We start from the raw sequence: 23,991 nt of genomic DNA on the forward strand, positions 1-23,991 counted from the left end.
TCCTTACTTTCCGGCGCCGAGGGTGAGTCCGGTGATGATCCGGCGGGCGAGCACGAGGTAGAGCACGAGCATCGGCAGCACCACGATGGCGACGCCGGCGATCAGGCCGCCGTACTCCGACTGGTAGCTGGCCGCGCCGTAGAAGGTGAACAGGGCGCGCGAAAGCGTGAAGTGCGCCTGGTCCTTGAGGAACACGATCGCCAGCAGCGTCTCGTTCCACAGCCCGATCGCGTTCAGCGTCAGCGCGGTGATCAGGCCGCCGCGCGCCAGCGGCAGCATCACCGAGAAGAACGTGCGCAGCGGGGACGCGCCGTCGATCGCCGCCGCCTCCTCCAGCTCGTCCGGCAGCGAACGGAAGAACCCGGTCAGCAGGAACACGGTGAACGGGATGGACAGCGCCACGTAGACCAGGAACAGCCCGTACTCGTTGTCCAGGTGGATCTTGCTCAGCACCACGAACAGCGGGATGATCACGGTCTGGAACGGCACGCCCATGCCGATCGCCACCACGTTGGTCAGCGGGCCGGAGCCGCGGACGCCGAGCCGGGTCAGCGCGTAGGCCGCCGGAGCCGACACCGCGACCGTGACCACGGTGGCCAGCCCGACCAGCACCACGGTGGTGACCACGGCGTCGCCGAACCCGGCGTTGTTCCAGGCGTAGACGAAGTTGCGGAACGGCTTGCCCACGTGGAACCACTGGTAGGGCAGGGCGAACGGCTTGGTGAAGATCTCCACCGGGGTCTTGAACGAGGCCGACAGCAGCCAGTACAGCACCAGCACGTTGCCGGCGGTGAACAGCCACACGATGGCCGAGCCGAGCAGCCGCAGCGGGCTCAGCCGGCGCGAGCCGGGCGCGGGCTTGGGCCGGCGCGGCGGCTTGCGCACCGGCTTCGCCGCGCGGGCGGCGGGCGCGGGCGCGTCCGTGACGGACATGGTCTCTCCCTCAGAACTGGATGGCGTCGCGGCGCATCAACCGGCGCAGCAGGACCACGAGCACCGAAACGAGCGCGATCATCGCGACCGCGCAGGCGCAGGCGGCCCCGAAGTCCGGGGTGCCGTTGGAGCCGAAGGTCCGGTCGAACACGTAGATGCCGAGCGTCCACGCCTGGTTCGGCGGCGCGTAGGTGCCCGGGCCGGCCAGCACGAAGACCAGTTCGAAGATCTTCAGCGCGTTGATCGTCCACAGCACCCCGGCGACCCCGACCACGTCCCAGGTCATCGGCAGCGTGATGTTGCGGAACTTCTGCCAGGGCGAGGCCCCGGCCAGGTCCGAGTCCTCGTACAGGTACGGCGGGATCCGGTCGACCGCGGCCATCAGGATGGTGATGTAGAAGCCCGAGCTGGCCCAGATCAGCGACGCGGTGACCACCCCGGTCACGTTCGCCGGGGCGAGGAACTTGGCCGCGTCCGCGCCGAGGTGCTCCAGCACGTAGTTGGCCAGCCCCTGCTTGCCCGGCTGGTACTTGAACACGAAGCCGAGGAACATGCCCAGCGCCACCGGGGCGACGATGTTCGGGAAGAACAGGATGGCCCGGATCACCTTGCCGCCGCGCATGTCCCGCAGCACCATGGTGAACAGGAAGGCCACCGCGAACGTGCCGATGCCGCCGGCGAACACGTACACCAGGGTGTTGCGGAAGGCGAACTGGAACGAATCGCTCTGCCACATCTGCACGTAGTTGGTCACGCCGTCCGGCTTGGGGGTGTCGCCGGCCCCGGCCCAGTGGGTGAAGCTCAGCACCACCGTGGCGATCGTCGGCAGCACCAGGAAGGCCAGGTACAGCACCAGGGCCGGGACGGCGAACGGCCAGAACAGCCGGCGCTTGCGGCCGAGGTGGGCCCCCCGGGTGGCGCGGGCGGCCGGGCCCCGCGCCACCCGGGTCGCGGCCGTCATCAGCTGTGGCCCTTCCAGAACGCGGCGCTCTTGGCCGAAAGCTGCGCGACGAACTGCTGCGGGTTCAGCTGGCCCTTGAGCAGCGCCGTGTCCGCCGGGTCGAACACGTCGGTCTGCCAGTTGCCGCCGGCGATCCCGTCGATCCCGTCGTACTGCAGCACGTGCTCCTTCTTCGGGTCGTCCATCGCGGCCTTGACCGCCTTCAGGTCGTCCGGCACGGCCAGATCGGTGCGCGGCACCAGGTTGTCGGCCACGGCCGGGATGCCGGAGAGGATGTCCTTGTTCAGGAAGTAGGCGATGAACGCCTTCGCCGCCTCGGCGTGCTTGGCCTTCTTCGGCACCGCGAAGCCGATCGACATCTGCTCGACCGTGTCGTGCGTGGCGCCCGGCGGCATCGGGAACTGGAAGGAGCCGTAGGAGATCTTCGCGCCCGAGCCCTCCTTGTCGAGGTATTCGCGGGTCTCGCTCGGCGCCCAGGTGCCGACGTAGAGGTACCGCGAGTCACCGTCCGCCCAGCGCTGCTGGATCTGCGGGAACTTCGCCGCGTCCCAGCCGTCGATGAGGTACTTCGGCAGCTTCGCGGTCTCGGTGGCGGCCTTGAGGAAGCCGGGGTCGGAGGTCCAGGCCGCGCCGGTCGGGTCGGTGGCGGCCTTGTACAGCCCGCCGGAGCCGACGTAGCGCTCGGCCAGCTGGGTGAAGTAGTACATGTTGTAGAACGGGATGTCCCCGTCGAGGCTGATCGCCGCCTTGCCGTCGGCCTTGGCCTTGTCGAACAGGCCGGTCAGCTCGTCCATCGTCTTCGGCTGCGTCACGTCGCCGGCCGTGGCCTTGTCGTACCACCAGGCGCTCGACTGCACGGTGTAGGGCACCAGGAAGGCGTGGCCCTCGTGGTCCTTGTTCTGCGGGAAGTCCCACGAGCTGGGCGCGAGCACGTCCTTCACGGTCTTGTCGCCCTCACCGACCTTCATCCCGAAGACGTCGTCGAGGCCCTGCGTGCCGCCCGGGGTCATGATCGCCGCGCCGACCTTGCTCACGTCCTGGTCGAACAGGTCGGGCACGGTGTCGGTGTTCAGCGCCGGCACCAGGTTCTGCGTGTAGGCCTTGCGCCCGAGCCACTGGACGTCGACGTGCACGCCGGTCTTGTCCTGGAAGCACTTGAACGCCTTCTGCAGCACCTTGCCCTGCGGCTCGTCGGCGGTCCACATCGACCAGTAGGTGACCACCTTGTCCGTGGCCGGCTTGACCCCCGCTTCGGGACACGGCGCGTTGAGGTACTGCTCGACCCCCGGCAGCGCGTTCTCCCCGGTGCCGCCCGCGTCGGTGTCCCCGCCGCCGCAGCCGGCCAGCAGCAGCGACGCCCCGGCGGTCAGCGCCACCGCCAGCCGCGCCCGGCCGGACCGGGCCGCCCCCGCGGACCACCCCGCCGCCCCCGGCGCACTCTTGCCTCGTGTTACCCGCATGGCCACCACCTGATCTCGGAAATAATGCCGGTTTCTGCGCATTAGCGCGCAGTTTTCTGCGACTTCACGCATCTGTCAACAAGTTCGGTCGGTAAATCTGCACAATCGTCATCTGACGGTTTCGGCCTGTCCCAGCCTGAGCACACCGAGCAACCGGCGCACCTCGAGCGCGACCGCGTCCCGGCCCGCGCCGAGGTAGCGACGCGGGTCCACGCGCTCGGGGTGCGCGCGCCAGTCGCCCGCCGCGGCGGCGGTGAACACCTTGTTGAGCTGGGTGGCGATGTTGATCTTGGTCATGCCCGCGGCCACGGCCCCGGCCAGTCCCGCGTCCGGCACGCCCGAAGAACCGTGCAGCACCAGCGGCACCGGCACGGCGGCGTGCAGCGCGGCGATCAGCTCGAAGTCGAGCGCCGCGTCCCGGGTGAGCATGGCGTGGGAGCTGCCGACCGCCACGGCCAGCGCGTCCACCCCGGTGGCGGCGACGAACGCGGCGGCCTCGTCCGGGTCGGTGCGCGCGCCGGGCGCGTGCACCCCGTCCTTGCCGCCGACCTCCCCCAGCTCGGCTTCCACCCAGACCCCGTGGTCGTGGCAGTGGGCGGCGACCTCGCGGGTCGCCCGCACGTTGTCCTCGTAGTCCAGTGTGGACGCGTCGAACATCACCGAGCCGAAGCCCAGGCCGACCGCCTCGCGCACCAGCTCGCGGGATTCGGCGTGGTCCAGGTGCACGGCCACGGGCACCTCCGCCGCCCGGGCCACGGCGAGCGCGGCGCCGCCGATCGGGGCGAGCGCGCCGTGGTAGCGCACCGCGTTCTGGCTCAGCTGCACGATCACCGGCGCGGCCTCGGCCTCGGCCCCGGCCACGATCGCGGTCAGGTGCTCCAGCTGGATGGCGTTGAACGCCCCGCAGCCCCGGCGTCGCGCCACGGCGTCGCCGACGATGTCCCCGGTGGACACCAATGGCATGTGGCCCTCCTCAGCTCTGCCGGGCGCGCACGGCGACCCGGTCGTGTTCTCGGTGGTAGTGCGGAAGGTCGACGTCGCCGGCCAGCGGCCCGAGCACGGCGGCGCCGGACAGCGCGACGGCCCGGCCCAGCAGCCGCGGCCAGTCCTCGCCGTGGCGGATCCCCAGCGCGATCCCGGCCACGGCCGCGTCCCCGGCCCCGGTGGAGTTCCCGCTCAGCACGGCCGCAGGCGCCGCGTGCCAGGTGCCCGACGCGGTGACCGCGAGCATCCCCTCGGGGCCGAGCGAGACGACCACGGCGCCCGCCCCGGCCCCGCGCAGCTCGCCCGCGGCCGTCTCGACGTCGTGGATCCCGGTCACCTCCACCAGCTCCCGGGCGTTCGGCTTGACCACGGCCGGCTTCCCGGCCAGCCCGGCCAGCAGGGCCTCGCCCGAGGTGTCGAGCACGGTCGGGACCCCGGACGCGGCCAGCCGGGCGTACCCGTCCGGCGGTGCGCCCGGCGGCAGGCTGCCGGACAGGACCAGCACCTCCGGCCGGTGCCGGGCCACCGCGGCGGCCAGGGCCGCCCACTCCCCCGCCGTGATCTCCGGGCCCGGCTCGTTGAACAGCGTGACCGACCGGTCGGCGGCCGAGAGCACGGTGGTGGTCAGGCGGGTCTCGCCGGCGATCGGGACCAGCTCGGCCGGCACGCCCGAAGCCGCCAGCTCCTGGGCGGCCGAGCGGCCGGCGGCGCCGCCGGCCAAGGCGATGGCCCGGGTGTCGGCGCCCAGCGCGTGCAGCACGCGGGCGACGTTGACCCCCTTGCCCCCGGCCCGCCGGCGCACGTCCGCGACCCGGTGCACCTCGTCCGGCACCAGCCGGTCGACCGTGTAGGTCACGTCGAGCGCGGTGTTCGGGGTGACGGTGAGGATCACTTCGCCACCACCGTCTCCACCGACTCCACCGTCTCCAGCAGCTCCGCCGCGAGCAGGCCCGCGCCCAGGCACCCGGCCTCGTCGCCCAGTTCGGCGCGGCGCAGCACCGGGCGGCGCTGGAAGACCAGCGACCCGGCCAGGCGGCGGTCGACCCGTTCGAGCAGCTCGCCCGCTTCGAACAGGCCGCCGCCGAGCACCACGACCTCGGGCGCGACCAGCGTGACCAGCAGCCGCAGACCCGCGGCCAGCGCGGTCACGGCTTCCTCCACGACCTCGCGGGCGGCGTCGTCGTCCGCTTCGAGCACTTCCCGCGCACCGCCGGCCGGGTGCCCGGACCGCTCGGTGTAGCTGCGGGCGATCGCGCTCGCGGACGCGACCGCCTCCAGGCACCCGGTGGCACCGCAGCCGCAGCGCCGGCCGTGGCCGACGTCGACGTGGCCCAGCTCCCCGGCGTTGCCCCCCGCCCGGTGCGGACGCCCGCCCAGCAGCAGCGCCGCGGCGATCCCGGTGCCGACCGGGACGAACGCGGCGTCGGCGAACCCGCGGGCGGCGCCGAACCGGTGCTCGGCCAGCCCGCCCGCCGTCACGTCGTGGCCGAAGGCGACCGGCATGGGCAGCCGTTCGGCCAGCAGCTCCCGCAGGGGCGCGTCCCGCCAGCCGAGGTTGGCCGCGAACCGGGCGATCCCCGCGGCCTCGTCGACCACCCCGGGCACCACCACCCCGGCCGCGGCGATCGGGCCGGCCTGGCCCAGCCGGTCGACCAGCGTCCGGACCTGGTCGGCCACGGCCTTCGCCGGGTCCGCTCCGCGGGCGGTGGGCCGGCGCAGCTCGACCCGCTTGGTCCAGCCGCCGGCCTCGTACACCGCGGCCTTGACCGTGGTGCCGCCGACGTCCACCGCCGCGAGCAGCGTCATGCTCAGCCCAGCACGACGGAGCGGGTCAGGCTCCGCGGGTTGTCCGGGTCCAGCCCCTTGCGGGCGGCGATCGCCCCGGCGACCCGCTGGGCGCGCACCAGGTCGGCCATCGGGTCCAGCCCGGTCTCGACGAACACGCCCCCGGCCCGGCGGACGTCCTCGGCCAGCCCGTCCGGCGCGGCGCCGAACATCCAGGTGACGCGGCCGGGCTCGCTGATGCTGATCGGCCCGTGCCGGTAGTCCCAGGCCGGGTAGGACTCCGTCCACAGCAGACAGGCTTCGCGGAACTTCAGCGCGGCCTCGTTGGCCAGTCCGACCGACCAGCCGGTGCCGAGGAAGCTGAACTGCCCGGCCTCGACCAGCTCGTCCGGCAGCGGTTCGGCCAGCACCCGCTCGGCCTGCGCGATCACCGGGGCGAGGTCCTCGCCCAGGTGCGCCCGCAGCATCGCCAGCGCCGTGGTGGCGAACCGGGTCTGCACGACCGAGCGCTCGTCCACCGAGGACAGGTCGACCAGCGCATCCACCGCGCCGGCGATTTCGGCCGGGACCCCGGTGATGGCCGTGGTCGGCGTGCGGCCGGCCAGCCGGGCCAGCAGGGTGTGCACCTCGGTGGTGGTACCGGACCGGGTGAGCGCCACGATCTGGTCGTAGTCCCGCCCGAGCGGGAACTCCGAGGCGGCGAACGCGTCGGTCTCCCCCAGCCCGGCCGTCTCCCGCAGTACCGCGTAGGCCTGCGCGATGAACCACGAAGTGCCGCAGCCGACCACCGCGACGCGCGCGCCCGGCGCCGGCAGCAGCCGGGCGTTGGCCGCGGCCAGGTCCGCCGCGTCCCGCCAGCACTGCGGCTGGCTCGCGATCTCCGCCGCCATGAAAATCCCGCTCATCGACTCCCCATCCAGGCCAGGTGTGCGCAACAGATGTCACCGTAGATGCAGGTTTGTGCGTCGTCAATGCTGTCTTTTTGCATTTTCGAGCAGTCGCCACCGGACCAAGCGAGCAGAATCGAACAACAACCGGCGGCGTATAGAGCGTTATACGACGGGTGGGCCGAGTCCCCCGGACCCGGTTCGTTGACAGGGAAATGCCCCGGAGTGCATCATCACTGCACAGTTCATCTGATCGATCTTGTTTATTTCAGCCAAGTTTCCATCATCAACGCTCATCCAGGCTCCCGCAGTCCCCTCGCCGGCGCCCGGCAGGAATGAGGATCCATGCCCGTCTCGTACCCCAGGTCCCGCGGCACCGGCCGGAGAGCCGCGGTCGCGCTGGCCTCGGCCGCCGTGTGCGCCGGCCTGATCCCGGCGACCGCGTCCGCGGCGCCGCCGTCCGGCCACCCCGCCGGCTACACCGTCACGGTCAACGGCACCGGCACCTACGCCACCCCGACCGACACCACGGCGAGCGGCTACATCGACAAGGACGGCGCCTACTACTTCCAGCAGTCCGCCGCCGACTACGGCGCGGACGCCCCGCGGGAGTGGGAGTTCTACACCGGCCAGGACTTCCCCTCCGCGAAGAAGTCGAGCGAGCTGAGCAACGCGGTGAACCCCGCCGACTCGCGCGACAGGAACAACGACACCACCTGGCGGTGCAACACCAGCCCCACCGGCCGGGAGGCCACCGCCCCGCCGGCCGGTTCGGGCTACTCGCAGAAGAACTTCTGCGACCTCACCGGCCTGTGGGTCGACCCGGACACCGGCGACTGGTACGGGCTGGTGCACAACGAGTTCACCCCGCAGCCCTTCGGCGACGGCCTGCACTACGACGCCATCGACTACGCGGTTTCGAAGGACGGCGGCCACACCTGGGCCATCAAGGCGCACGTGATCACTTCGCCGTACAGCACCAAGCGCGGTGACACCGCCGCCTTCCCGCAGCAGACCTACTACTACGGCGACGGCGACCAGCGGCTGCTGGTGGACACCGCCTCGGGCTACTTCTACGTCTACTACGGCTCGCGCGTGGTGGACAAGTCCGGCGGCTGGAAGGCGTTCTACGAGCACGTCGCCCGGGCGCCGATCGCCGGCAAGATGGCGCCGGGCACCTGGCAGAAGTGGTACGACGGCCGGTGGTCCGAGCCCGGCGTCGGCGGGCGCGAGAGCAACATGGTGCCGGTGGACGGCGCCAGCCGGACCGGCTACACCCCGCCGTCGAAGGAGTACGACCCGGCCAGCACCGGGACCACCACCGAGCAGGTCGCGGCGGGCAAGGCCCCGGCGACCTCGCCGCTGTTCGTCATGGACGTGGCCTACAACGCCTACCTCGGGTTGTACATCGGTGAGCCGCAGGCGGTCGACCAGAGCGGCAAGGCGCCGCAGCAGTTCTACGTGACCGACGACCTGGCCACGCAGAAGTGGCGGCTGATCGGCGACACCGGCAGCCACACCGACGCGTCCTGGTACCGGTGGTTCCTCGACGGCGTCAACAAGACCAGCTCGTCGATCATCGGCAAGGACTTCCGGTCCTACTGCGCGTTCGGCTGCCCGAACGACGCGTCCGGCACCTACTTCGACCTCACCGTGGACAGCGCGCGCCCCGCGGCGTCGCCGTTCGACCCGGCGAAGGCCTACCGGATCGCCAGCGGTGACGGCCGGGTGCTGGCCCAGGTCCCGGGCCGGTCCGCGACCACCTCGGCCAGGTTCGCCGGCGGTGCCGCGGCCTGGTCGTTCGCGGCCAACGGCGACGGTTCGTACCGGATCACCAACACCACCAGCGGCGGCCTGCTCGGCGTCGGCTCGGCCTCGCCGGGCACGCGGGCCTGGGGCACCGCGCCGACCGTCACCGCGGCCGGGAAGAGCGGCCCGAGCGTCGGGCAGCAGTGGTTCGTCCTCCGCTCCGCGAACGGCTACCGGCTGGTCAACCGGTACAGCGGACTGGTGCTGGGCCTGTCCGGCGGGCACGCCGAGACCACCCCGGCCCGGTACTGGACCGACCGCACGGGCAGCCCGGTCGGCGGCGGGCGCACCGCGGCCCAGCAGACGCTGTCGATCACCCCGGCCGGCGGCCTCGAAGGCACGCACGTGCTGACCGTCGGCGGCCAGGCCCTGGACGTGCCCGGCCACAGCACCGAGGCGGGCACCCGGCTCGTCACCTGGGCCGCCAACGGCGGGGCCAACCAGCAGTGGACCTTCGCCCGGCGGCCCGAGGGCACCTACCAGCTGCGCAACCGCGAATCCGGGCTGTGCGCCGACGTCCAGGGCGGTTCGAGGTTCCCGGGCGCGGCGGTGATCCAGTGGCCGTGCACCGGTGGCGCCAACCAGCAGTGGATCGTCACCAAGCAGGCGGACGGCTACACGCTCGCCTCGGCCGGGAGCGGACTGCGGCTGACCACCGCTTCGACCGCCGACGGCTCACCGGTCACCCAGCGGGTGAGCGGGCTTCAGCGCTGGAAGCTGGCTTCGTAGCCTTTCCCGTTCGACCAGCCCGGCTCCGATGATCCGCTGGGCGCGGTGCTACCGGCCCGCGCCCAGCGGATCTTCGGGCGAGCAGCAGTCATCGGCGTACCGCCGTCGCGGCCAGGGTGGTGTAGTGCCGGGTGAAGCTGCCGCCGAGGGCGTCGATCGCGGCGCCGACGTGGTGCAGCACCTCGGCCACCTGATCCGGGGGGAGGCGGGTCAGGCCGCCGGTCGTGGGCAGGTGATCGAGCCACTCGTCGCGGGTGCAGGGCGCTTCCCAGTCGAAGCGCCACTGCTCGGGCTCGGCGAAACCGCCCGCGTCGCGGAAACCCTCGGCGGCGCGGGCGAACATCTCCTGGTAGAGCTCGAGCGGGGTCCGGGACGAGGCCGCGTTCATCGGCGAGTCCGGTACCAGCCGCCGGTAGACCTCGGCCAGGGCCGCAGCCACCTCGGGCGGGGCCGCGAACACGTGCCCGAACGCCGCCAGCCGGCCGCCGGGGCGCAGGAGCCGAGCCGCCTTGGCCGCGCCCGCGACCGGCTCGACCCAGTGCCAGGACTGCCCGGCCACCACCGCGTCGAACACCCGGCCGGCCGGGTCCCAGTCCTCGAACGTCGCCACCTCCACCTCGACCCCGGTCCCCCGCGCGAACTCCGCCATCCGCGCGTCCGGGTCGACGCCGAGCACCGCGCACCCCGCCGCCTGGAACTGCCGCGAACCGATCCCGGTCCCGCAGCCGACATCGAGCACGGCGAAGGCGGTGCCGCCGGTACCGCCGCCGGCGATCCGCCGCACCAGCTCGTCGGGATACCGCGGCCGGGCCCGGTCGTACCGCGCCGGATCCACCCCGAACGACTCCGCCGTCCGCCGATCCCGATGGGCCTGCGAGGGCGGCTCCGCCTTCTCCGGTAAAGTGGGCATGCGCCCACCATAGTGGGCGAACGCCCACTATGCATCCCGCTACTTGCAACCCCGCCCGCTACGCACCACGGAGGTCCGGGCCGTGCCGACCGGAATCCACATCCGCGACGCGCGCCGTCAGCTCTTCCTCGCCGCGGAACGAGTCCTCCTCCGCGAGGGCCCGGCCGGGCTGACCAGCCGGGCGGTCACCGACGAGGCGGGCGTGGCCAAGGGCGTGCTCCACCGGCACTTCGCCGACTTCGACGACTTCCTCGCCGAGCTGGTGCGCGAGTGCGTCGCCCGGATCGAAGACCAGGCCGCGCTCCTGCGGGCCTCGGCCGGGATCGGCAGCGTCACCGGGAACGTGACCGGCGCCGTCACCGCGGTGTTCGACCCGATCGCGGTGGCGGTCACCGGCCTGGTCATGTTCCGGGACGAAGTGCGCGCCCGGCTGCGTGAGACCTCCGGCGGCATCCCGGTCCTGGCCGAGGCCCGCGCCATGCTCGCCGCCTACCTCACCGAAGAACGTGCGCTCGGCCGCCTCGCCGCCGACGCCGACGCCGAATCCCTCGCGCTCGCCCTGATCGGCGCCGGCCACCTGCTGTTCGCCGACCGCACCCGGCCAGAGGACCCCCGGCCCAACGACCCCCGACCCGACGCCATGGCCAAGGTCGTGACCGCGATCCTGGCCGACGCCCTCCAGCGCCGCCTGCTCTGAGAACCGCGTCCGGCCGCCGGATCCGGTGACGCAGCGCCTCCGGCGGCCAGCCGCCGAGTGCGCGTACCGGCGGCCGGGCACCGCCCCGGGTGCGGCCCGGGTGAACCGGTCAGGAATCGAGAAGCGCCGGGCCCGGGCCGCACCTAGCGTGGGGTCCACCAGACCAGCCCACGATCCACAGGAGCGACCATGACCGCCACCCCGGGCATCAAGACCGTGCTGCACCCCGTTTCCGACCTGGCCGAGGCCAAGGCCGTGTACACCGTGCTGCTCGGCGTCGAGCCGGTGGCCGACTCGCCGTACTACGTCGGCTTCGAAGCCGGTGGTCAGCACGTCGGCCTCGTCCCGAAGGGCGGCCCGCAGAGCCCGGCCTCGCCGGTGGCCTACTGGGAGGTGACCGATCTCGAGGCCAAGCTGGCCGAGCTGACCGCCGCGGGGGCCACCGCGGGCGAGGCCGTGCGCGAGGTCGGCGGCGGGCGCCGGGTGGCCACCGTGACCGATTCCGACGGCACCGTGCTCGGCCTGCTCCAGGACAGCTGAGCCCTCGCCCGGCCGGGGGAACCCGTCCGGACCTGGTTGGATCGAGCCGGAACGAAACGGAGACGCCGATGAGCAGGACCGCCCAGGCCCCGCAGCCGCACGAGGCCGACCGCCACGACCTGATCCGCGTGCACGGCGCGCGGGCGAACAACCTCAAGGACGTGAGCGTCGTGCTGCCCAAGCGGCGGCTGACGGTGTTCACCGGGGTTTCCGGCTCGGGCAAGAGCTCCCTGGTGTTCGGCACGATCGCCGCGGAGTCGCAGCGGATGATCAACGAGACCTACAGCGCGTTCGTGCAGGGGTTCATGCCGGCCCTGGCCCGGCCGGACGTCGACCTGCTCGAAGGACTGACCACGGCGATCATCGTCGACCAGCAGCGGATGGGCGCCGACCCGCGCTCCACCGTGGGCACCGCGACCGACGCCTACGCCCTGCTGCGCATCCTGTTCAGCCGGCTGGGCACCCCGCACATCGGCTCGCCCCAGGCGTTCTCGTTCAACGTCGCCTCGATCAGCGGGGCGGGCGCGGTCACCGTGGAGCGCGGGGGGCGGAGCACGAAGGAGCGCCGCAGTTTCAGCGTCGTCGGCGGCATGTGCCCGCGCTGCGAGGGCCGGGGCTCGGTCAACGACATCGACCTGACCCAGCTCTACGACGAGAGCAAGTCGCTGGCCGGGGGCGCGCTCACGATCCCGGGCTACAGCATGGACGGCTGGTACGGGCGGATCTTCGGTGGCTCCGGCTTCTTCGACATGGACAAGCCGATCGGCCGGTTCTCCCGGAAGCAGCTCAACGACCTGCTGTACCGGGAGGCGACCAAGATCAAGGTCGACGGGGTCAACCTGACCTACGAGGGGCTGATCCCCAAGCTGCAGAAGTCCGTGCTGGCCAAGGACCCCGACTCGCTGCAGCCGCACATCCGCGCGTTCGTGGAGCGGGCGGTGACCTTCACCGTCTGCCCGGGGTGCGAGGGCACCCGGCTCAGCGAGCTGGCCCGGTCGTCGAAGATCGACGGCACGAACATCGCCGAAGCCAGCGCCATGCAGATCAGCGACCTGGCCGAGTGGGTGCGGAAGCTGGACGAGCCATCGGTCGCGCCGCTGCTGGGCTCACTGCGCCACACCCTCGACTCGTTCACCGGGATCGGCCTGGGCTACCTGAGCCTCGACCGCCCGGCCGGCACGCTGTCGGGGGGCGAGGCCCAGCGCACCAAGATGATCCGCCACCTCGGGTCCTCGCTGACCGACGTCACCTACGTGTTCGACGAGCCGACCATCGGGCTGCACCCGCACGACATCGAGCGGATGAACACCCTGCTGCGGCAACTGCGGGACAAGGGCAACACCGTGCTGGTGGTCGAGCACAAGCCGGAGGTGATCGCGATCGCCGACCACGTGGTCGACCTCGGCCCGGGCGCGGGCGCGGGCGGCGGCGAGGTGGTGTTCGAGGGCACCGTCGACGGGCTGCGGGCCAGCGGCACGCTGACCGGGCGGCACCTGGACGACCGGGCCGCGCTCAAGCCCTCGGTGCGCGAGCGGTCCGGCACGCTGGAGGTCCGCGGGGCCGCCACGCACAACCTGCAGGACGTCGACGTCGACCTGCCGCTCGGCGTGCTGACCGTGATCACCGGCGTGGCCGGCTCGGGCAAGAGCTCCCTGATCCACGGCTCGGTCGCGGGCGGCGAGGGGGTGGTGACGGTCGACCAGGCCCCGATCCGGGGCTCGCGGCGCAGCAACCCGGCGACCTACACCGGGCTGCTCGAACCGATCCGCAAGGCGTTCGCCAAGGCCAACGGGGTGAAGCCGGCACTGTTCAGCGCCAACTCCGAAGGGGCCTGCCCGGCCTGCAACGGGGCCGGCGTGATCTACACCGACCTGGCGGTGATGGCCGGCGTGGCCACCACCTGCGAGGTCTGCGAGGGCCGCCGGTTCCTGGCCGAGGTGCTCGAATACACCCTGGGCGGCCGGAACATCAGCGAGGTGCTGGCCCTGCCGGTGGCCGAGGCGGCCGGGTTCTTCGCCGAGGGCGAGGCGAAGACCCCGGCGGCGCACCGCATCCTCGGCCACCTGGCCGAGGTCGGCCTCGGCTACCTCAGCCTCGGCCAGCCGCTCACCACCCTCTCCGGCGGCGAGCGGCAGCGGCTCAAGCTGGCCACCCACATGACGGACCGGGCCGAGGTGTACCTCCTGGACGAGCCGACCACCGGCCTGCACCTGGCCGACGTCGACCAGCTGCTGGGCCTGCTCGACCGCCTCGTCGACGCGGGCAAGTCGGTGATCGTGATCGAGCACCACCAGGCCGTGATGGCGCACGCCGACTGGATCGTCGACCTCGGGCCCGGCGCCGGGCACGACGGCGGCCGGATCGTGTTCGAGGGCACTCCGGCCGAGCTGGCGGCCGGCCGGTCCACCCTGACCGGCGAGCACCTGGCGGCGTACCTCGGCGGTTGACCCCCGGCGGCCCGACGGCGGCAGCGGTACCGGCCCGAGCCCTGGTCACCGCGGGCCGTCACCCGGTGACGGCGCCGATGGAGGAGACCCGGGCGCGGTCCGGGGCCCGGGGGTGGAGGTCTCCGCGGACCTCGGGGTCCGCCGCGCGTCGCGGTGACCGGCCCGGTCAGCCCCCGAGGGCGGCGATCACCCGCTCCACCACCGAGCTCGGGCTGGGCTGGGCCGCCATCTCGTCGCGGACCTGCGCGGCGGCCGTGCGGAAGGACTCCTCCTCCAGCAGCCGGCCGACCAGCGCGCGGACCGTCCCGACGTCCACAGTGGCCGGATCGTGGCTCAGGCCCACGCCCCGGTCGGCCACCTGCTGGGCCGACATCGGGTTGTCCGCGAAGGACGGAAGCACCAGCTGCGGGACCCCGTAGAACAAGGGGGCGGCGGTGGTGCCCGAGCCGCCGTGGTGCACGATCGCCGAGCACGTCGGCAGGAACACCGAAAGCGGCAGGAAACCCACGGGGTCCACAGTGGACGGTAGCCGGCCCAGCTCGGTCAGGTCGGCCCGGCCCGCGGCCAGCACCACGTCCACGTCCAGTCCGGCCAGCGCATCGACGACCACGCGCAGGGTGCTGACCCCGCTCAGCACCGGCACCACCGTGCCGAGCGTGACCGCGATCCGCGGCCGCCGGGGGCGGGTCATCGCCCACTCCGGGACCACGGTGCCGCCGTTGAACGGCACGAACCGCATCGGCCACCAGGGCGCGCCGTCCCGCTCGTCGGCGGGCTCCTCACCCGCGGACAGGCCGCCCATGCTGGGCGCGCGCGGATCGATCCGCGCGACGATCTTCGCCCGGGCGTCGCCGATGCCGTGCTTCTCGCGCAGGACGTCGGACAGGTCGTCCTCGCCGAACCCGTGGTGGCCGCCTTCGCGCCACTGCCGGTCCCGGGTGGACCAGGAGACGCGGTTGCCGACCTCCAGCACGGGCACCCCGAGCGCCGCGGCCGCCAGCATCCCGGCGGCGTGGTCGGAGGTGCCGATCACCAGCTCGGCGCCGAACGCCCGGCCCGCCTCGATCGTGCCGCCGGTCATCGTCGCGGTGAACAGCCCGAACGGGTTGCCGTCCCGGCGGGCCAGGCGGTACTCCTCCGGCAGGTCTTCCGGCGGCTCGGCCCCCGGCTTGATCGACGCGACGAGGTCCTGCCACACGTCCCGCCGCGGGAAGACGTCGTAGACCGGCAATCCGGCGTGCGCGCACACTTCGGTCATCTCCGACGTGGTCGCCAGCAGCACCTCGTGGCCCGCCGCGCGCGCGGCCCAGAGCAGCGGGACCAGCGGCAGGGTGAGCCCGTAGCCGGGAGCGGTGCAGAAAAGGATCCTCATCCGGGTGAGCCTGGCAGATCCACCGGCCCGTCGCAGCCGGATCAGCCGACGGCGAGCCGCCGGATCTCCTCGGCGATCAGCCCCGGTTCGGACATCGGCACCAGGTGCCCGGACCGGTGCGCGTGCACGTGCCTTCCGTGCCGGGCCAGCCCCACGCGGTGCGCGTGGGACGCGTCGACCTCCGCGCGGACGCGCCGGTTCATCCCCGCCGAGGCGAGACCGGCGGAGATCACCGTGAGCGGCAGCTCCGGCCGGTCCACCGGGTGGTCCCGCAGCGCGGTCAGGTCGGCGGCGACGGAGGCCAGCTCGGCCGCCCGGGTCCGCATCGCGGCCGGGGTGAAGCCTTCGGCGCGCAGGTCGGCCCGGGCGTCGGCGGGCAGCGAGGCCAGCAGCTCGCGGTGCGCGACCGCCAGCAGCCCGGCGCGAGCGAGCGCGCTGCTGACCACCTGGCCGATCCGCTCCACCCGGCGGGTGGACGGCCGGAACAGCAGTTCGCACGCCTCGTCGGTCGGGTCGACGAGCACCAGACCGGCGATCCGTTCCGGCCGCGCCGCCGCGGCGATCCGCGCGATCGGCCCGCCCCAGCTGTGCCCGGCCAGCAGGTACGGCCCGGGGCCCAGGTGGTCGAGCAGGGCGCCGAGGTCCGCGGCGAGCTTCGCGAGCGGGCGGGGACCGGGGTCGGCGGGGCTGCGGCCGAGCCCGCTCCGGTCGTAGACCACCGAGGACGCCCACTTCGCCACCTCGCCCTGCACCGTCGCCCAGTAGGAGCGCCCGGCCGCCAAGCCGCCTTCGAAGACCACCGTCGGGCCGTCCCGCCGCGCGGGCCGGCCCGGTCGGCGCTGGAAGTACAGCTCACGACCGTCCGGCGTCCGGGCCCACCCGGCCACGCCCTGGCTGTGCCGCAGCACCGGCTCCCCGTCCATCCGGCCTCCCCCGTTCCGTCCGACTTAGGCTAGCCTAAGTCGGACTTCGGGCGCACGGCCGGGCACCACGGGGCCGTCGCGCCCGGATCTTTTCCGGGTCCGCTTCCGAATGAGGTCACAAGCTGTCCTCTTCCGCTGCCAGAATCGCCGGAGAACCCGATCGCGACCGAAGGAAGACACCACCGTGGACACCTCTCCCGACCCCGAGCGCACCGACCTCGCCGCCGCGCTCGCCGCCGCCCGCCTGGCCCTGACCCGGACCGTGGAGGGGCTGACCGACGAGCAGCTCGCCGAGCGCCCCACGGCCAGCGAGCTTTGCCTGGGCGGGCTGGTCAAGCACGTCGCGTCGACCGAAGACGCCTGGCTGCGCTTCGTGCTCGAAGGGCCGTCCGCGATGCCCTACGAGATGCCCGAAGGCGTCACCTGGGCCGATTTCGCCGCCGGCACCGCCCGCGAGCACCCGCAGTGGGCGATCGACCGCGAGAACGACTTCCGGATGCTGCCCGGCGACACGCGGTCCGGGATCCTCGCCCGCTACGCGCAGGTGGCCGCCCGCACCGAGGAGATCATCGCCTCCGTGCCCGACCTGGCGGCCACGCACCCGCTGCCGCGGGCACCGTGGCACGAACCGGGCGAGGTTCGCAGCATCCGCCGGGTGCTGATGCACGTGGTCGCCGAAACCGCCCAGCACGCCGGGCACGCCGACCTGCTGCGCGAGTCGATCGACGCGCAGAAGTCGGCCTGAGGACCGCGCCTCGGGACGGGGCAGGCACACCGGGGCGGGAGCGGCCGTGGCCGGGGGGATACGGCCGGGGAGATGAGGACGAGATGACCGTGCTGGACACCCGGGCGCTCAACCGGGCGACGCTGGCCCGGCAACTGCTGCTCGACCGGTCCGGCCGGCCGGTGCTCGACGCGATCACCCACCTGGGCGGGCTCCAGGCGCAGGAGCCGCAGGAGCCGTTCACCGGGCTGTGGTCGCGGCTGCGCGCGTTCGAGCCGGCGGCCCTCGACCGCCTGCTCACCGGGCGGGAGGTGGTGCGGACGCACCTGATGCGCCGCACCGTCCACCTCGTGGCCGCCGGGGACGCACTGGCCTGGCGCTCGCGCCACGACGCCATGCTGGTGCAGCGCGTGCTCGGGACCTACCGCGCCGAACTGGCCGGAGTGGACTTCGCGGAACTAGCGGCGGCGGGCCGCGAGGTGCTGGCCGACGGTGAGCCCCGCACGATGGGCGAGCTCGCCCGGGCCCTGGCCGGCCGCTGGCCCGGACCGGGTCCGCGCCCGCTGGGCGAACTGCTGGTCGCCGCCCTGATCCCGGTGGTGCAGGTGCCCCCGCGCGGACTGTGGCGCGCGAAGGCGGGCGCGAGGTACGCACCGATGCCGGACTGGCTCGGCGGGGGGATCACCCCTGGGCCCGGCCCCGGCCCGGCCGGAAATCCGGGCCCGGCAAGGGAAACGGGTCCGGCCACCGGAGCGGACCCGGCCGGGGAGGCGATGGCCCGCCGCTACCTGGCCGCGTACGGGCCGGCCGCCACCGCGGACCTGCGGGCCTGGTCCGGGCTGGCCGGGCTGCCCGCCGCCGTGGCCGCGCTCCGGCCGGAGCTGGTGTCCTTTCGCGACGGACAGGGCCGCGAACTGCTGGATCTGCCCGACGCGCCCCGGCCGGACGCCGGCACGCCGGCCCCGGTGCGCTTCCTGCCCGCGTTCGACAACGCGGTCCTCGGGTACGCCGACCGCAGCCGGATCATCGACGACGACCACCGCGGGCTGTCGGTGACCGGCGCCCGGATGGTCCTGCTCGACGGCCGGGTTTCGGCGACCTGGACGGCCGGTCCGGGCACCGTGACCGTCCAGCCGCTGCGCGAGCTCTCCCGCGCCGGCCGCGACGCCGTCGCCGAAGAGGGAGAGCAGCTGGCGGCGTTCCTCTCCGGGAGCGATTCGGGAACAGTGCGGTTCACCCCGGTCCGGTAGCGCGATCGTCCGGGGATCGAAGCCGTGTTTCCCGCAGGCCCGCCACCGGCCGCCCCGTCCACGACGGCCTCCGCGGTTTCCCCGAGCTCAACGGTCTCGGCGGACATACCGAACATTCCGCGAACCGCTCGGCCCGGCCGCGGCTTCGGGGGCCGCGCCGACGGCCGGAGCCGGGCCGGGAAACCGGCGATGGCCCTACGGCGGTGCCTGTGCGGTGCCGGCGGCCGGGCCGGGCACACTTACCGGGTGAGCTCTGAGGAGAACGAAGCCCAGCCGTCCACTGGAGACACCGGGCGCCCGCGACGATCCGCGGGGACGGTGCTGGCCCTGGGCGCGCTCGGGGTGGTGTTCGGCGACATCGGCACCAGCCCGCTGTATGCGTTGCAGACCGTGTTCTCGATCGACCACGGCGCGGTGAAGCCGGTGCCCGGCGACGTCTACGGGGTGCTGTCGCTGGTCTTCTGGTCGATCCTGCTGATCGTCTCGATCAAGTACGTGCTGTTCGTGATGCGCGCCGACAACGACGGCGAGGGGGGCATCCTGGCGCTGTCCGCGCTGATCCGGCGGCAGGTCCCCGGCCGGGCGCGGCTGGTCGCGGTGGCGACGATGCTGGGGGTGATCGGCGCTTCGCTGTTCTTCGGCGACAGCGTGATCACGCCCGCGGTCTCGGTGCTGTCCGCGGTCGAGGGCATCGACGTGGTCGCCCCCAGCATCAGCGAGGCCATCCTGCCGATCGGCGCGGTCATCCTGATCGTGCTGTTCCTCGCGCAGCGGTTCGGCACCGAGCGGGTGGGCCGGCTGTTCGGGCCGGTGATGCTGCTGTGGTTCCTGGCGCTGGCGGTGCTCGGCCTGCCGCACATCGTCGAACGCCCGGGGATCCTGCGAAGCCTCTCCCCCACCTACGCCGTCGGCTTCGTCTTCGAACACCCGTACATCGCTTTCATCGCGATGGGCGCGGTCGTGCTGTCCATCACCGGCGCCGAAGCGCTGTACGCGGACATGGGCCACTTCGGCCGCCCGCCGATCCGCCGGGCCTGGTTCGCCGTCGTGTTCCCCGCGCTGACGCTGAACTACCTGGGCCAGGGGGCGCTGATCCTCGGGCGCAGCGACGCCGTGCGCAACCCGTTCTACCTGCTCGCCCCGAGCTGGGCGCAGATCCCGATGGTCGTGCTGGCCACCTTCGCCACCGTGATCGCTTCGCAGGCGGTGATCTCGGGCGCGTTCTCGGTGTCCCGGCAGGCCATCCGGCTGGGCTTCCTGCCCCACCTGACCGTCCGGCACACCTCGGCCGAGGAGAGCGGCCAGATCTACGTGCCCGGGGTGAACTGGCTGCTGATGGGCGCCGTGCTGGTCCTGATGGTCACCTTCGGCTCCTCGGCCTCGCTCGCCACCGCCTACGGGGTGGCCGTGACCGGCACGCTGCTGCTGACCACCGCGCTGTTCCTGATCCTGGCCGCCTCCGTGTGGCACTGGCCCTGGTGGCAGCTGACCCTGGTCGGCGTGGTGTTCGGCGGCGTCGAGCTGACCTTCTTCGCCGCCAACCTGACCAAGATCGTGCACGGCGGCTGGCTGCCGCTGCTGCTGGGCGGCGCGGCCGTCACGACCATGCTGGTCTGGCAGCGCGGGCGCCGGCTGATCACCGAACGGCGCACCCGTACCGAAGGCGAGCTCGCGGACTTCGTCGACGAGCTGAAGCAGGACCCGCCGACCCGCGTGCCGGGCACGGCGGTGTTCCCGCACCCCAGCAAGGAGACGGTGCCGCTGGCGTTGCGGGCCAACGTGGAGTTCAACGGCGCGGTGCACGAGCACGTGGTGATCGTGCAGGTGGTCTTCGAGAACGTGCCGCACGTGTCCCGCAACGAGCGCCTGGCCGTCGACTCCCTGTCCTACTCCGACGACGGTATCGTGCACCTGGCCGTCCGCTTCGGCTTCCAGGACGACGCCGACATCCCGGCCGCCCTGCGCGACGCGTTCATGCTCACCTCCGAGCTGGAGGCCGACCTGGAGCACGCGTTCTACTTCCTGTCCCGCGTCACCATCGAGCCCGGCCCGCCCGGCGGCATGCCGAAGTGGCAGAAACGGCTGTTCATCGGGCTGGCCCACAACGCCGCTTCGCAGGCGGCCTCGTTCCGCCTGCCGGTCGACCGCACGGTGGTGATGGGCACCCGGATCGAACTGTGACCGGCCCCGGCGGCCGGCACCGCACCTCGGCCCCGGACCGGAAGCGCCGCCCGCGCCGGTGACGAGGACCGGGGCGGGCGGCACCGCTCAGTGGCTCCGCAACCCCGGGTCGGTCAGGCTCAGCGAACCGCACTCCACGTGCCCGGCCAGCCGGCGGGTCGTCGTGCCCGCCGTGACGGTCACGTCGTACCAGCCCGCGGCGGCGCCGGCGCGGACCGTGTGGACCGTGCGGGCGCCGGGGCGCAGGTGGTGCGAAGCGGGGCCGGCGTAGCCGTAGCCGGCGGCGGCGCGGACGGCGACGGTGGCGGCCGACGGGCCGTTGTTGGTCAGGACCAGCGTGAGCTCCTCACCGCGGCGGGCGTGGGTCGCGATGACCTCGACCCCGGCGCCCGGGCCGGTGAACTGGCGGAAGAAGCCGTTCGGGCCGTGCACGGTGAAGTCGTAGGCGCCCGAAACCTTCCAGCTCGCCGACGTCTGCTGACCGGCGCCCACCGTGTAGGTCCACGGTCCGGTCTGGTCCGTGGCCGAGGTGACGTAGAAGACCGCGCCGGCCGCGCCGTGGCTGGCGAACTGCACGGTCAGCTTGCCCTGGTCGAACTTCGCGTCCGCGGCCAGGTCGTAGGGCAGCGGCAGCGCGGGGCGCCGGCCCGGCTCCTGCTTCGGCAGCGCCGGGTTGGCCGGCGGCACCGGCTTGTAGTCCGGGTGCCGGTTCCGGTCCGGCGGGGCGTACCCGGCGGTCGAGGGCAGGCCCGGCACCCGGGAGTCGGTGCCGGAGAAGTCGAACGCCGAGGTCAGGTCGCCGACGACGGCGCGGCGCCAGGGCGAGATGTTGGTCTCCCGGACCCCGAACCGGCGCTCCAGGAACCGCAGGATCGAGGTGTGGTCGAAGACCTCCGAGCACACCTTCCCGCCCTTGCTCCACGGCGAGACCACCAGCATGGGCACGCGCTGGCCCAGACCGTAGGGCAGGCCGTCGTTGAGCTCGTACTTGGTGTCCACAGTGGAGCCACCCTGGGCGGGCGAGGCCGGCGGGTACGGCGGCACCACGTGGTCGAAGAACCCGTCGTTCTCGTCGTAGGTGATGAACAGGGCGGTCTTGCTCCACACCTCCGGCGAGGCGGTGAGCGCGTCGAGCACCTGCGAGACGTACCAGGCGCCGTAGTTGGCCGGCCAGTTCGGGTGTTCGGTGAACGCCTCCGGCGAGACCAGCCACGAGACGCTCGGCAGCTTCCCGGCCTTCACGTCGGCCTTGAACCCGTCGAAGAGACCGCCGCCATGCTTGACGTCGGTGCCGGTGCGCGCCTTGTCGTAGAGCGGGTCGCCGGGCTTGGCGTTGCGGTACTGGTTGAAGTACAGCAGCGAGTTGTCGCCGTAGTTGCCCCGGTAGGCGTCGTTGATCCAGCCCCACGAGCCGGCCGCGTCCAGCCCGTCGCCCACGTCCTGGTAGATCTTCCACGACACCCCGGCCTTCTCCAGCCGCTCGGGGTAGGTGGTCCAGCCGTAGCCCTTTTCGTCGTTGCCGATCACCGGGCCGCCGCCGACGCCGTCGTTGCCGACGTAGCCGCTCCACATGTAGTAGCGGTTCGGGTCGGTGGAGCCCATCAGCGAGCAGTGGTAGGCGTCGCAGATGGTGAAGGTGTCGGCCAGCGCGTAGTGGAACGGGATGTCCTCCCGCGTCATGTGGGCCATCGTGGTGGTGCCCTTGGCGGGCACCCAGTTGTCGTACTTGCCGTGGTTCCACGCCGAGTGCGTGTCGCTCCAGCTGTGCGGCAGGTCCTGGACGAACTGCAGGCCGAGGTCGTCCACGTCGGGCCGGAACGGCAGCACGTCGCGCCGGCCGTCGGACTGGTTCCACACGGGCTTGCCGCTGGGCAGGGTCACCGGGCGCGGGTCACCGTAGCCGCGAACCCCGTTCAGGGTGCCGAAGTAGTGGTCGAACGATCGGTTCTCCTGCATCAGCACGACGACGTGCTCCACGTCGGCCAGGCTGCGGGTGCGGTGGTTCGCCGGGAGGGCGGCGGCTCGGGCGATGCTGCCGGACATCATCGAGGCGGCGGCGGTACCGCCGGCCACCTGGAGGAACCGGCGTCGGTTCAGGTCGGTCATGGGCCCAGTCTCATCACAGGCGGGTGGCGGTGCACAACCTCCGCGAGAAGGTTGGGCGAACGTTCGCACCCGCCCGCCGGTAAACGAAGTGCGGACTCCGATCCCGGTCGGCAGAATCACGATCATGACCCCGGTTCCCCTGAGCACCACGCCCATCACCGCGGACCTCGTGCGCGGCGCGCTCGAACTCGAGCCCACCGAGCACGGGCTGGCGCCGCACCGGCTGCCGGCCTGGGCCCGCGCGCAGGCGGACGGGCAGCTGGCCATGGCCGAGGCGCAGCCCGCGGGCGTCCGGCTGGTGTTCCGGACCGCCGCGACCGTCGTCGAGCTGGACACCCTGCGCACCCGGGTCGGCTACCGCGGCCTGCCGCTGCGCCCGGACGGGCTCTACGAACTGCTGGTCGACGGCGAACCGGCCGGGCAGTCCGCCACCACCGGCGGCCGGGTCCACCGGCTGGACCCGGCCACCGGAACCGCCGAAGTCACGCCGGGACCGGTCGGCACGGTCCGGTTCGACGGGCTGCCGGGCCGGGCCAAGGCGGTGGAGATCTGGCTGCCGCACACGGAGATCACCGAGCTGGCCGCCCTGCGCACCGACGCGCCGGTCGAGGCCGTGTCCCCGGCCGGGCGGCGGGTCTGGCTGCACCACGGCAGCTCGATCAGCCACGGGTCCAACGCCGCGAGCCCGGCCACCACCTGGCCCGCGCTGGCCTCCTCGGCCGGCGGGGTGGAGCTGGTGAACCTGGGCTTCGGCGGCAGCGCGATGATCGACCCGTTCACCGCCCGCACCCTGCGCGACACCCCGGCCGACCTGATCAGCGTCAAGCTCGGCATCAACGTGGTGAACGGCGACGTGATGCGGCTGCGCGCCCTCGGCCCGGCCGTGCACGGCTTCCTCGACACCATCCGCGAGGGGCACCCGGCCACTCCGCTGCTGGTCGTCTCCCCCATCCTCTGCCCGATCCACGAGCACACCCCGGGCCCGGGCGCGGTCGACTTCAGCTCCGGCACCCTGCGGTTCACCGCCACCGGCGACCCGGCCGAGGTCCCGGCGGGCCGGCTGACCCTGACCGTGATCCGCGAGCAGCTCGCCCGCATCGTCGCGCAGCGCTCGGCCGCCGACCCGAACCTGCACTACCTCGACGGCCGTGAGCTCTACGGCGAAGCCGACCACGAGGAGCTCCCCCTGCCCGACCGCCTCCACCCGGACGGCCCGGCCCACCGCCGGATCGCCGAACGCTTTGCGGCGCACGCCTTCGGCGAAGGTGGGCCGTTCGGCGAGTCCTGAGGCCG

The 23,991-nt window shown here is 73.0% G+C and carries 19 protein-coding genes; 8 read left to right on the plus strand and 11 right to left on the minus strand.

What is annotated here, in order from left to right; genetic code table 11:
* Positions 1–3 precede the first annotated feature (3 nt).
* The 7 genes from NYF13_RS20440 to NYF13_RS20470 all read right to left on the minus strand — a co-directional run bounded on the left by NYF13_RS20440 (position 4) and on the right by NYF13_RS20470 (position 7,028).
* Positions 4–933, minus strand: a complete 930-nt coding sequence (locus tag NYF13_RS20440) for a carbohydrate ABC transporter permease (RefSeq protein WP_315658877.1) — start codon at positions 931–933, stop codon at positions 4–6.
* A 10-nt stretch (positions 934–943) separates the two neighbouring features.
* Positions 944–1,894: a sugar ABC transporter permease gene (locus tag NYF13_RS20445; protein WP_315658879.1), complete on the minus strand. Its 951-nt coding sequence runs from the start codon at positions 1,892–1,894 to the stop codon at positions 944–946.
* Positions 1,894–3,264, minus strand: coding sequence for an ABC transporter substrate-binding protein (locus NYF13_RS20450; RefSeq protein ID WP_315660375.1), 1,371 nt, complete (start codon positions 3,262–3,264; stop codon positions 1,894–1,896). Before NYF13_RS20450 ends, NYF13_RS20445 begins: the two co-directional genes overlap by 1 nt.
* A gap of 198 nt (positions 3,265–3,462) precedes the next feature.
* Positions 3,463–4,317: a class II fructose-bisphosphate aldolase gene (locus NYF13_RS20455; protein WP_315658880.1), complete on the minus strand. Its 855-nt coding sequence runs from the start codon at positions 4,315–4,317 to the stop codon at positions 3,463–3,465.
* A gap of 10 nt (positions 4,318–4,327) precedes the next feature.
* Positions 4,328–5,230 (minus strand): 1-phosphofructokinase family hexose kinase, encoded by a 903-nt coding sequence (locus NYF13_RS20460; RefSeq protein WP_315658881.1) that lies wholly within the window; start codon positions 5,228–5,230, stop codon positions 4,328–4,330.
* Positions 5,227–6,144: an ROK family protein gene (locus NYF13_RS20465; RefSeq protein WP_315658882.1), complete on the minus strand. Its 918-nt coding sequence runs from the start codon at positions 6,142–6,144 to the stop codon at positions 5,227–5,229. The genes NYF13_RS20460 and NYF13_RS20465 overlap by 4 nt, the downstream gene beginning before the upstream one ends.
* A gap of 2 nt (positions 6,145–6,146) precedes the next feature.
* Positions 6,147–7,028, minus strand: a complete 882-nt coding sequence (locus NYF13_RS20470) for a sugar isomerase (RefSeq protein WP_315658884.1) — start codon at positions 7,026–7,028, stop codon at positions 6,147–6,149.
* Positions 7,029–7,355: 327 nt separating this feature from the next.
* On the opposite strand from NYF13_RS20470, the gene NYF13_RS20475 reads away from it, so the two are divergent.
* The gene (locus tag NYF13_RS20475; protein WP_315658886.1) at positions 7,356–9,548 is read left to right on the plus strand and encodes an RICIN domain-containing protein; all 2,193 of its coding nucleotides are present in this window, start codon (positions 7,356–7,358) and stop codon (positions 9,546–9,548) included.
* Between the two features lie 88 nt (positions 9,549–9,636).
* Here NYF13_RS20475 and NYF13_RS20480 read toward each other — a convergent pair whose 3' ends face one another.
* Positions 9,637–10,458, minus strand: coding sequence for a class I SAM-dependent methyltransferase (locus tag NYF13_RS20480; RefSeq protein WP_315658888.1), 822 nt, complete (start codon positions 10,456–10,458; stop codon positions 9,637–9,639).
* Between the two features lie 82 nt (positions 10,459–10,540).
* Between NYF13_RS20480 and NYF13_RS20485 the strand changes: the two genes are divergently transcribed.
* The 3 genes from NYF13_RS20485 (at position 10,541) to NYF13_RS20495 (ending at position 14,142) form a co-directional block, all read left to right on the plus strand.
* Entirely contained in the window at positions 10,541–11,155 is a 615-nt protein-coding gene (locus NYF13_RS20485; RefSeq protein ID WP_315658890.1) for a TetR family transcriptional regulator, read from the plus strand.
* Between the two features lie 189 nt (positions 11,156–11,344).
* Positions 11,345–11,695, plus strand: coding sequence for a VOC family protein (locus tag NYF13_RS20490; RefSeq protein ID WP_315658891.1), 351 nt, complete (start codon positions 11,345–11,347; stop codon positions 11,693–11,695).
* Between the two features lie 68 nt (positions 11,696–11,763).
* On the plus strand, positions 11,764–14,142 hold the full coding sequence (locus NYF13_RS20495; RefSeq protein WP_315658893.1) for an excinuclease ABC subunit UvrA: 2,379 nt from the start codon (positions 11,764–11,766) through the stop codon (positions 14,140–14,142).
* 166 nt (positions 14,143–14,308) lie between these two features.
* On the opposite strand, the gene NYF13_RS20500 is transcribed toward NYF13_RS20495, so the two are convergent.
* On the minus strand, positions 14,309–15,514 hold the full coding sequence (locus tag NYF13_RS20500; protein ID WP_315658894.1) for a nucleotide disphospho-sugar-binding domain-containing protein: 1,206 nt from the start codon (positions 15,512–15,514) through the stop codon (positions 14,309–14,311).
* 41 nt (positions 15,515–15,555) lie between these two features.
* Positions 15,556–16,437 carry an alpha/beta hydrolase gene (locus NYF13_RS20505; RefSeq protein WP_315658896.1) on the minus strand — a complete coding sequence of 294 codons (882 nt, stop codon included), beginning with the start codon at positions 16,435–16,437 and terminating at the stop codon, positions 15,556–15,558.
* 184 nt (positions 16,438–16,621) lie between these two features.
* Between NYF13_RS20505 and NYF13_RS20510 the strand changes: the two genes are divergently transcribed.
* From NYF13_RS20510 to NYF13_RS20520, 3 genes are all read left to right on the plus strand, one after another.
* Positions 16,622–17,182, plus strand: coding sequence for a DinB family protein (locus NYF13_RS20510; RefSeq protein ID WP_315658897.1), 561 nt, complete (start codon positions 16,622–16,624; stop codon positions 17,180–17,182).
* Between the two features lie 83 nt (positions 17,183–17,265).
* A complete protein-coding gene (locus NYF13_RS20515; protein WP_315658898.1) occupies positions 17,266–18,411 on the plus strand; it encodes a winged helix DNA-binding domain-containing protein in 1,146 nt (381 codons plus the stop codon).
* Between the two features lie 246 nt (positions 18,412–18,657).
* Positions 18,658–20,592: a potassium transporter Kup gene (locus NYF13_RS20520; protein ID WP_315658900.1), complete on the plus strand. Its 1,935-nt coding sequence runs from the start codon at positions 18,658–18,660 to the stop codon at positions 20,590–20,592.
* A gap of 87 nt (positions 20,593–20,679) precedes the next feature.
* Here NYF13_RS20520 and NYF13_RS20525 read toward each other — a convergent pair whose 3' ends face one another.
* The gene (locus NYF13_RS20525; RefSeq protein WP_315658901.1) at positions 20,680–22,698 is read right to left on the minus strand and encodes a phosphocholine-specific phospholipase C; all 2,019 of its coding nucleotides are present in this window, start codon (positions 22,696–22,698) and stop codon (positions 20,680–20,682) included.
* A 124-nt stretch (positions 22,699–22,822) separates the two neighbouring features.
* Here NYF13_RS20525 and NYF13_RS20530 point away from each other — a divergent pair, with 124 nt between their 5' ends.
* Positions 22,823–23,986 (plus strand): GDSL-type esterase/lipase family protein, encoded by a 1,164-nt coding sequence (locus NYF13_RS20530; protein ID WP_315658902.1) that lies wholly within the window; start codon positions 22,823–22,825, stop codon positions 23,984–23,986.
* Positions 23,987–23,991 lie beyond the last annotated feature (5 nt).

Source organism: Amycolatopsis sp. PS_44_ISF1 (genome assembly GCF_032335455.1).
GTDB lineage: Bacteria > Actinomycetota > Actinomycetes > Mycobacteriales > Pseudonocardiaceae > Amycolatopsis.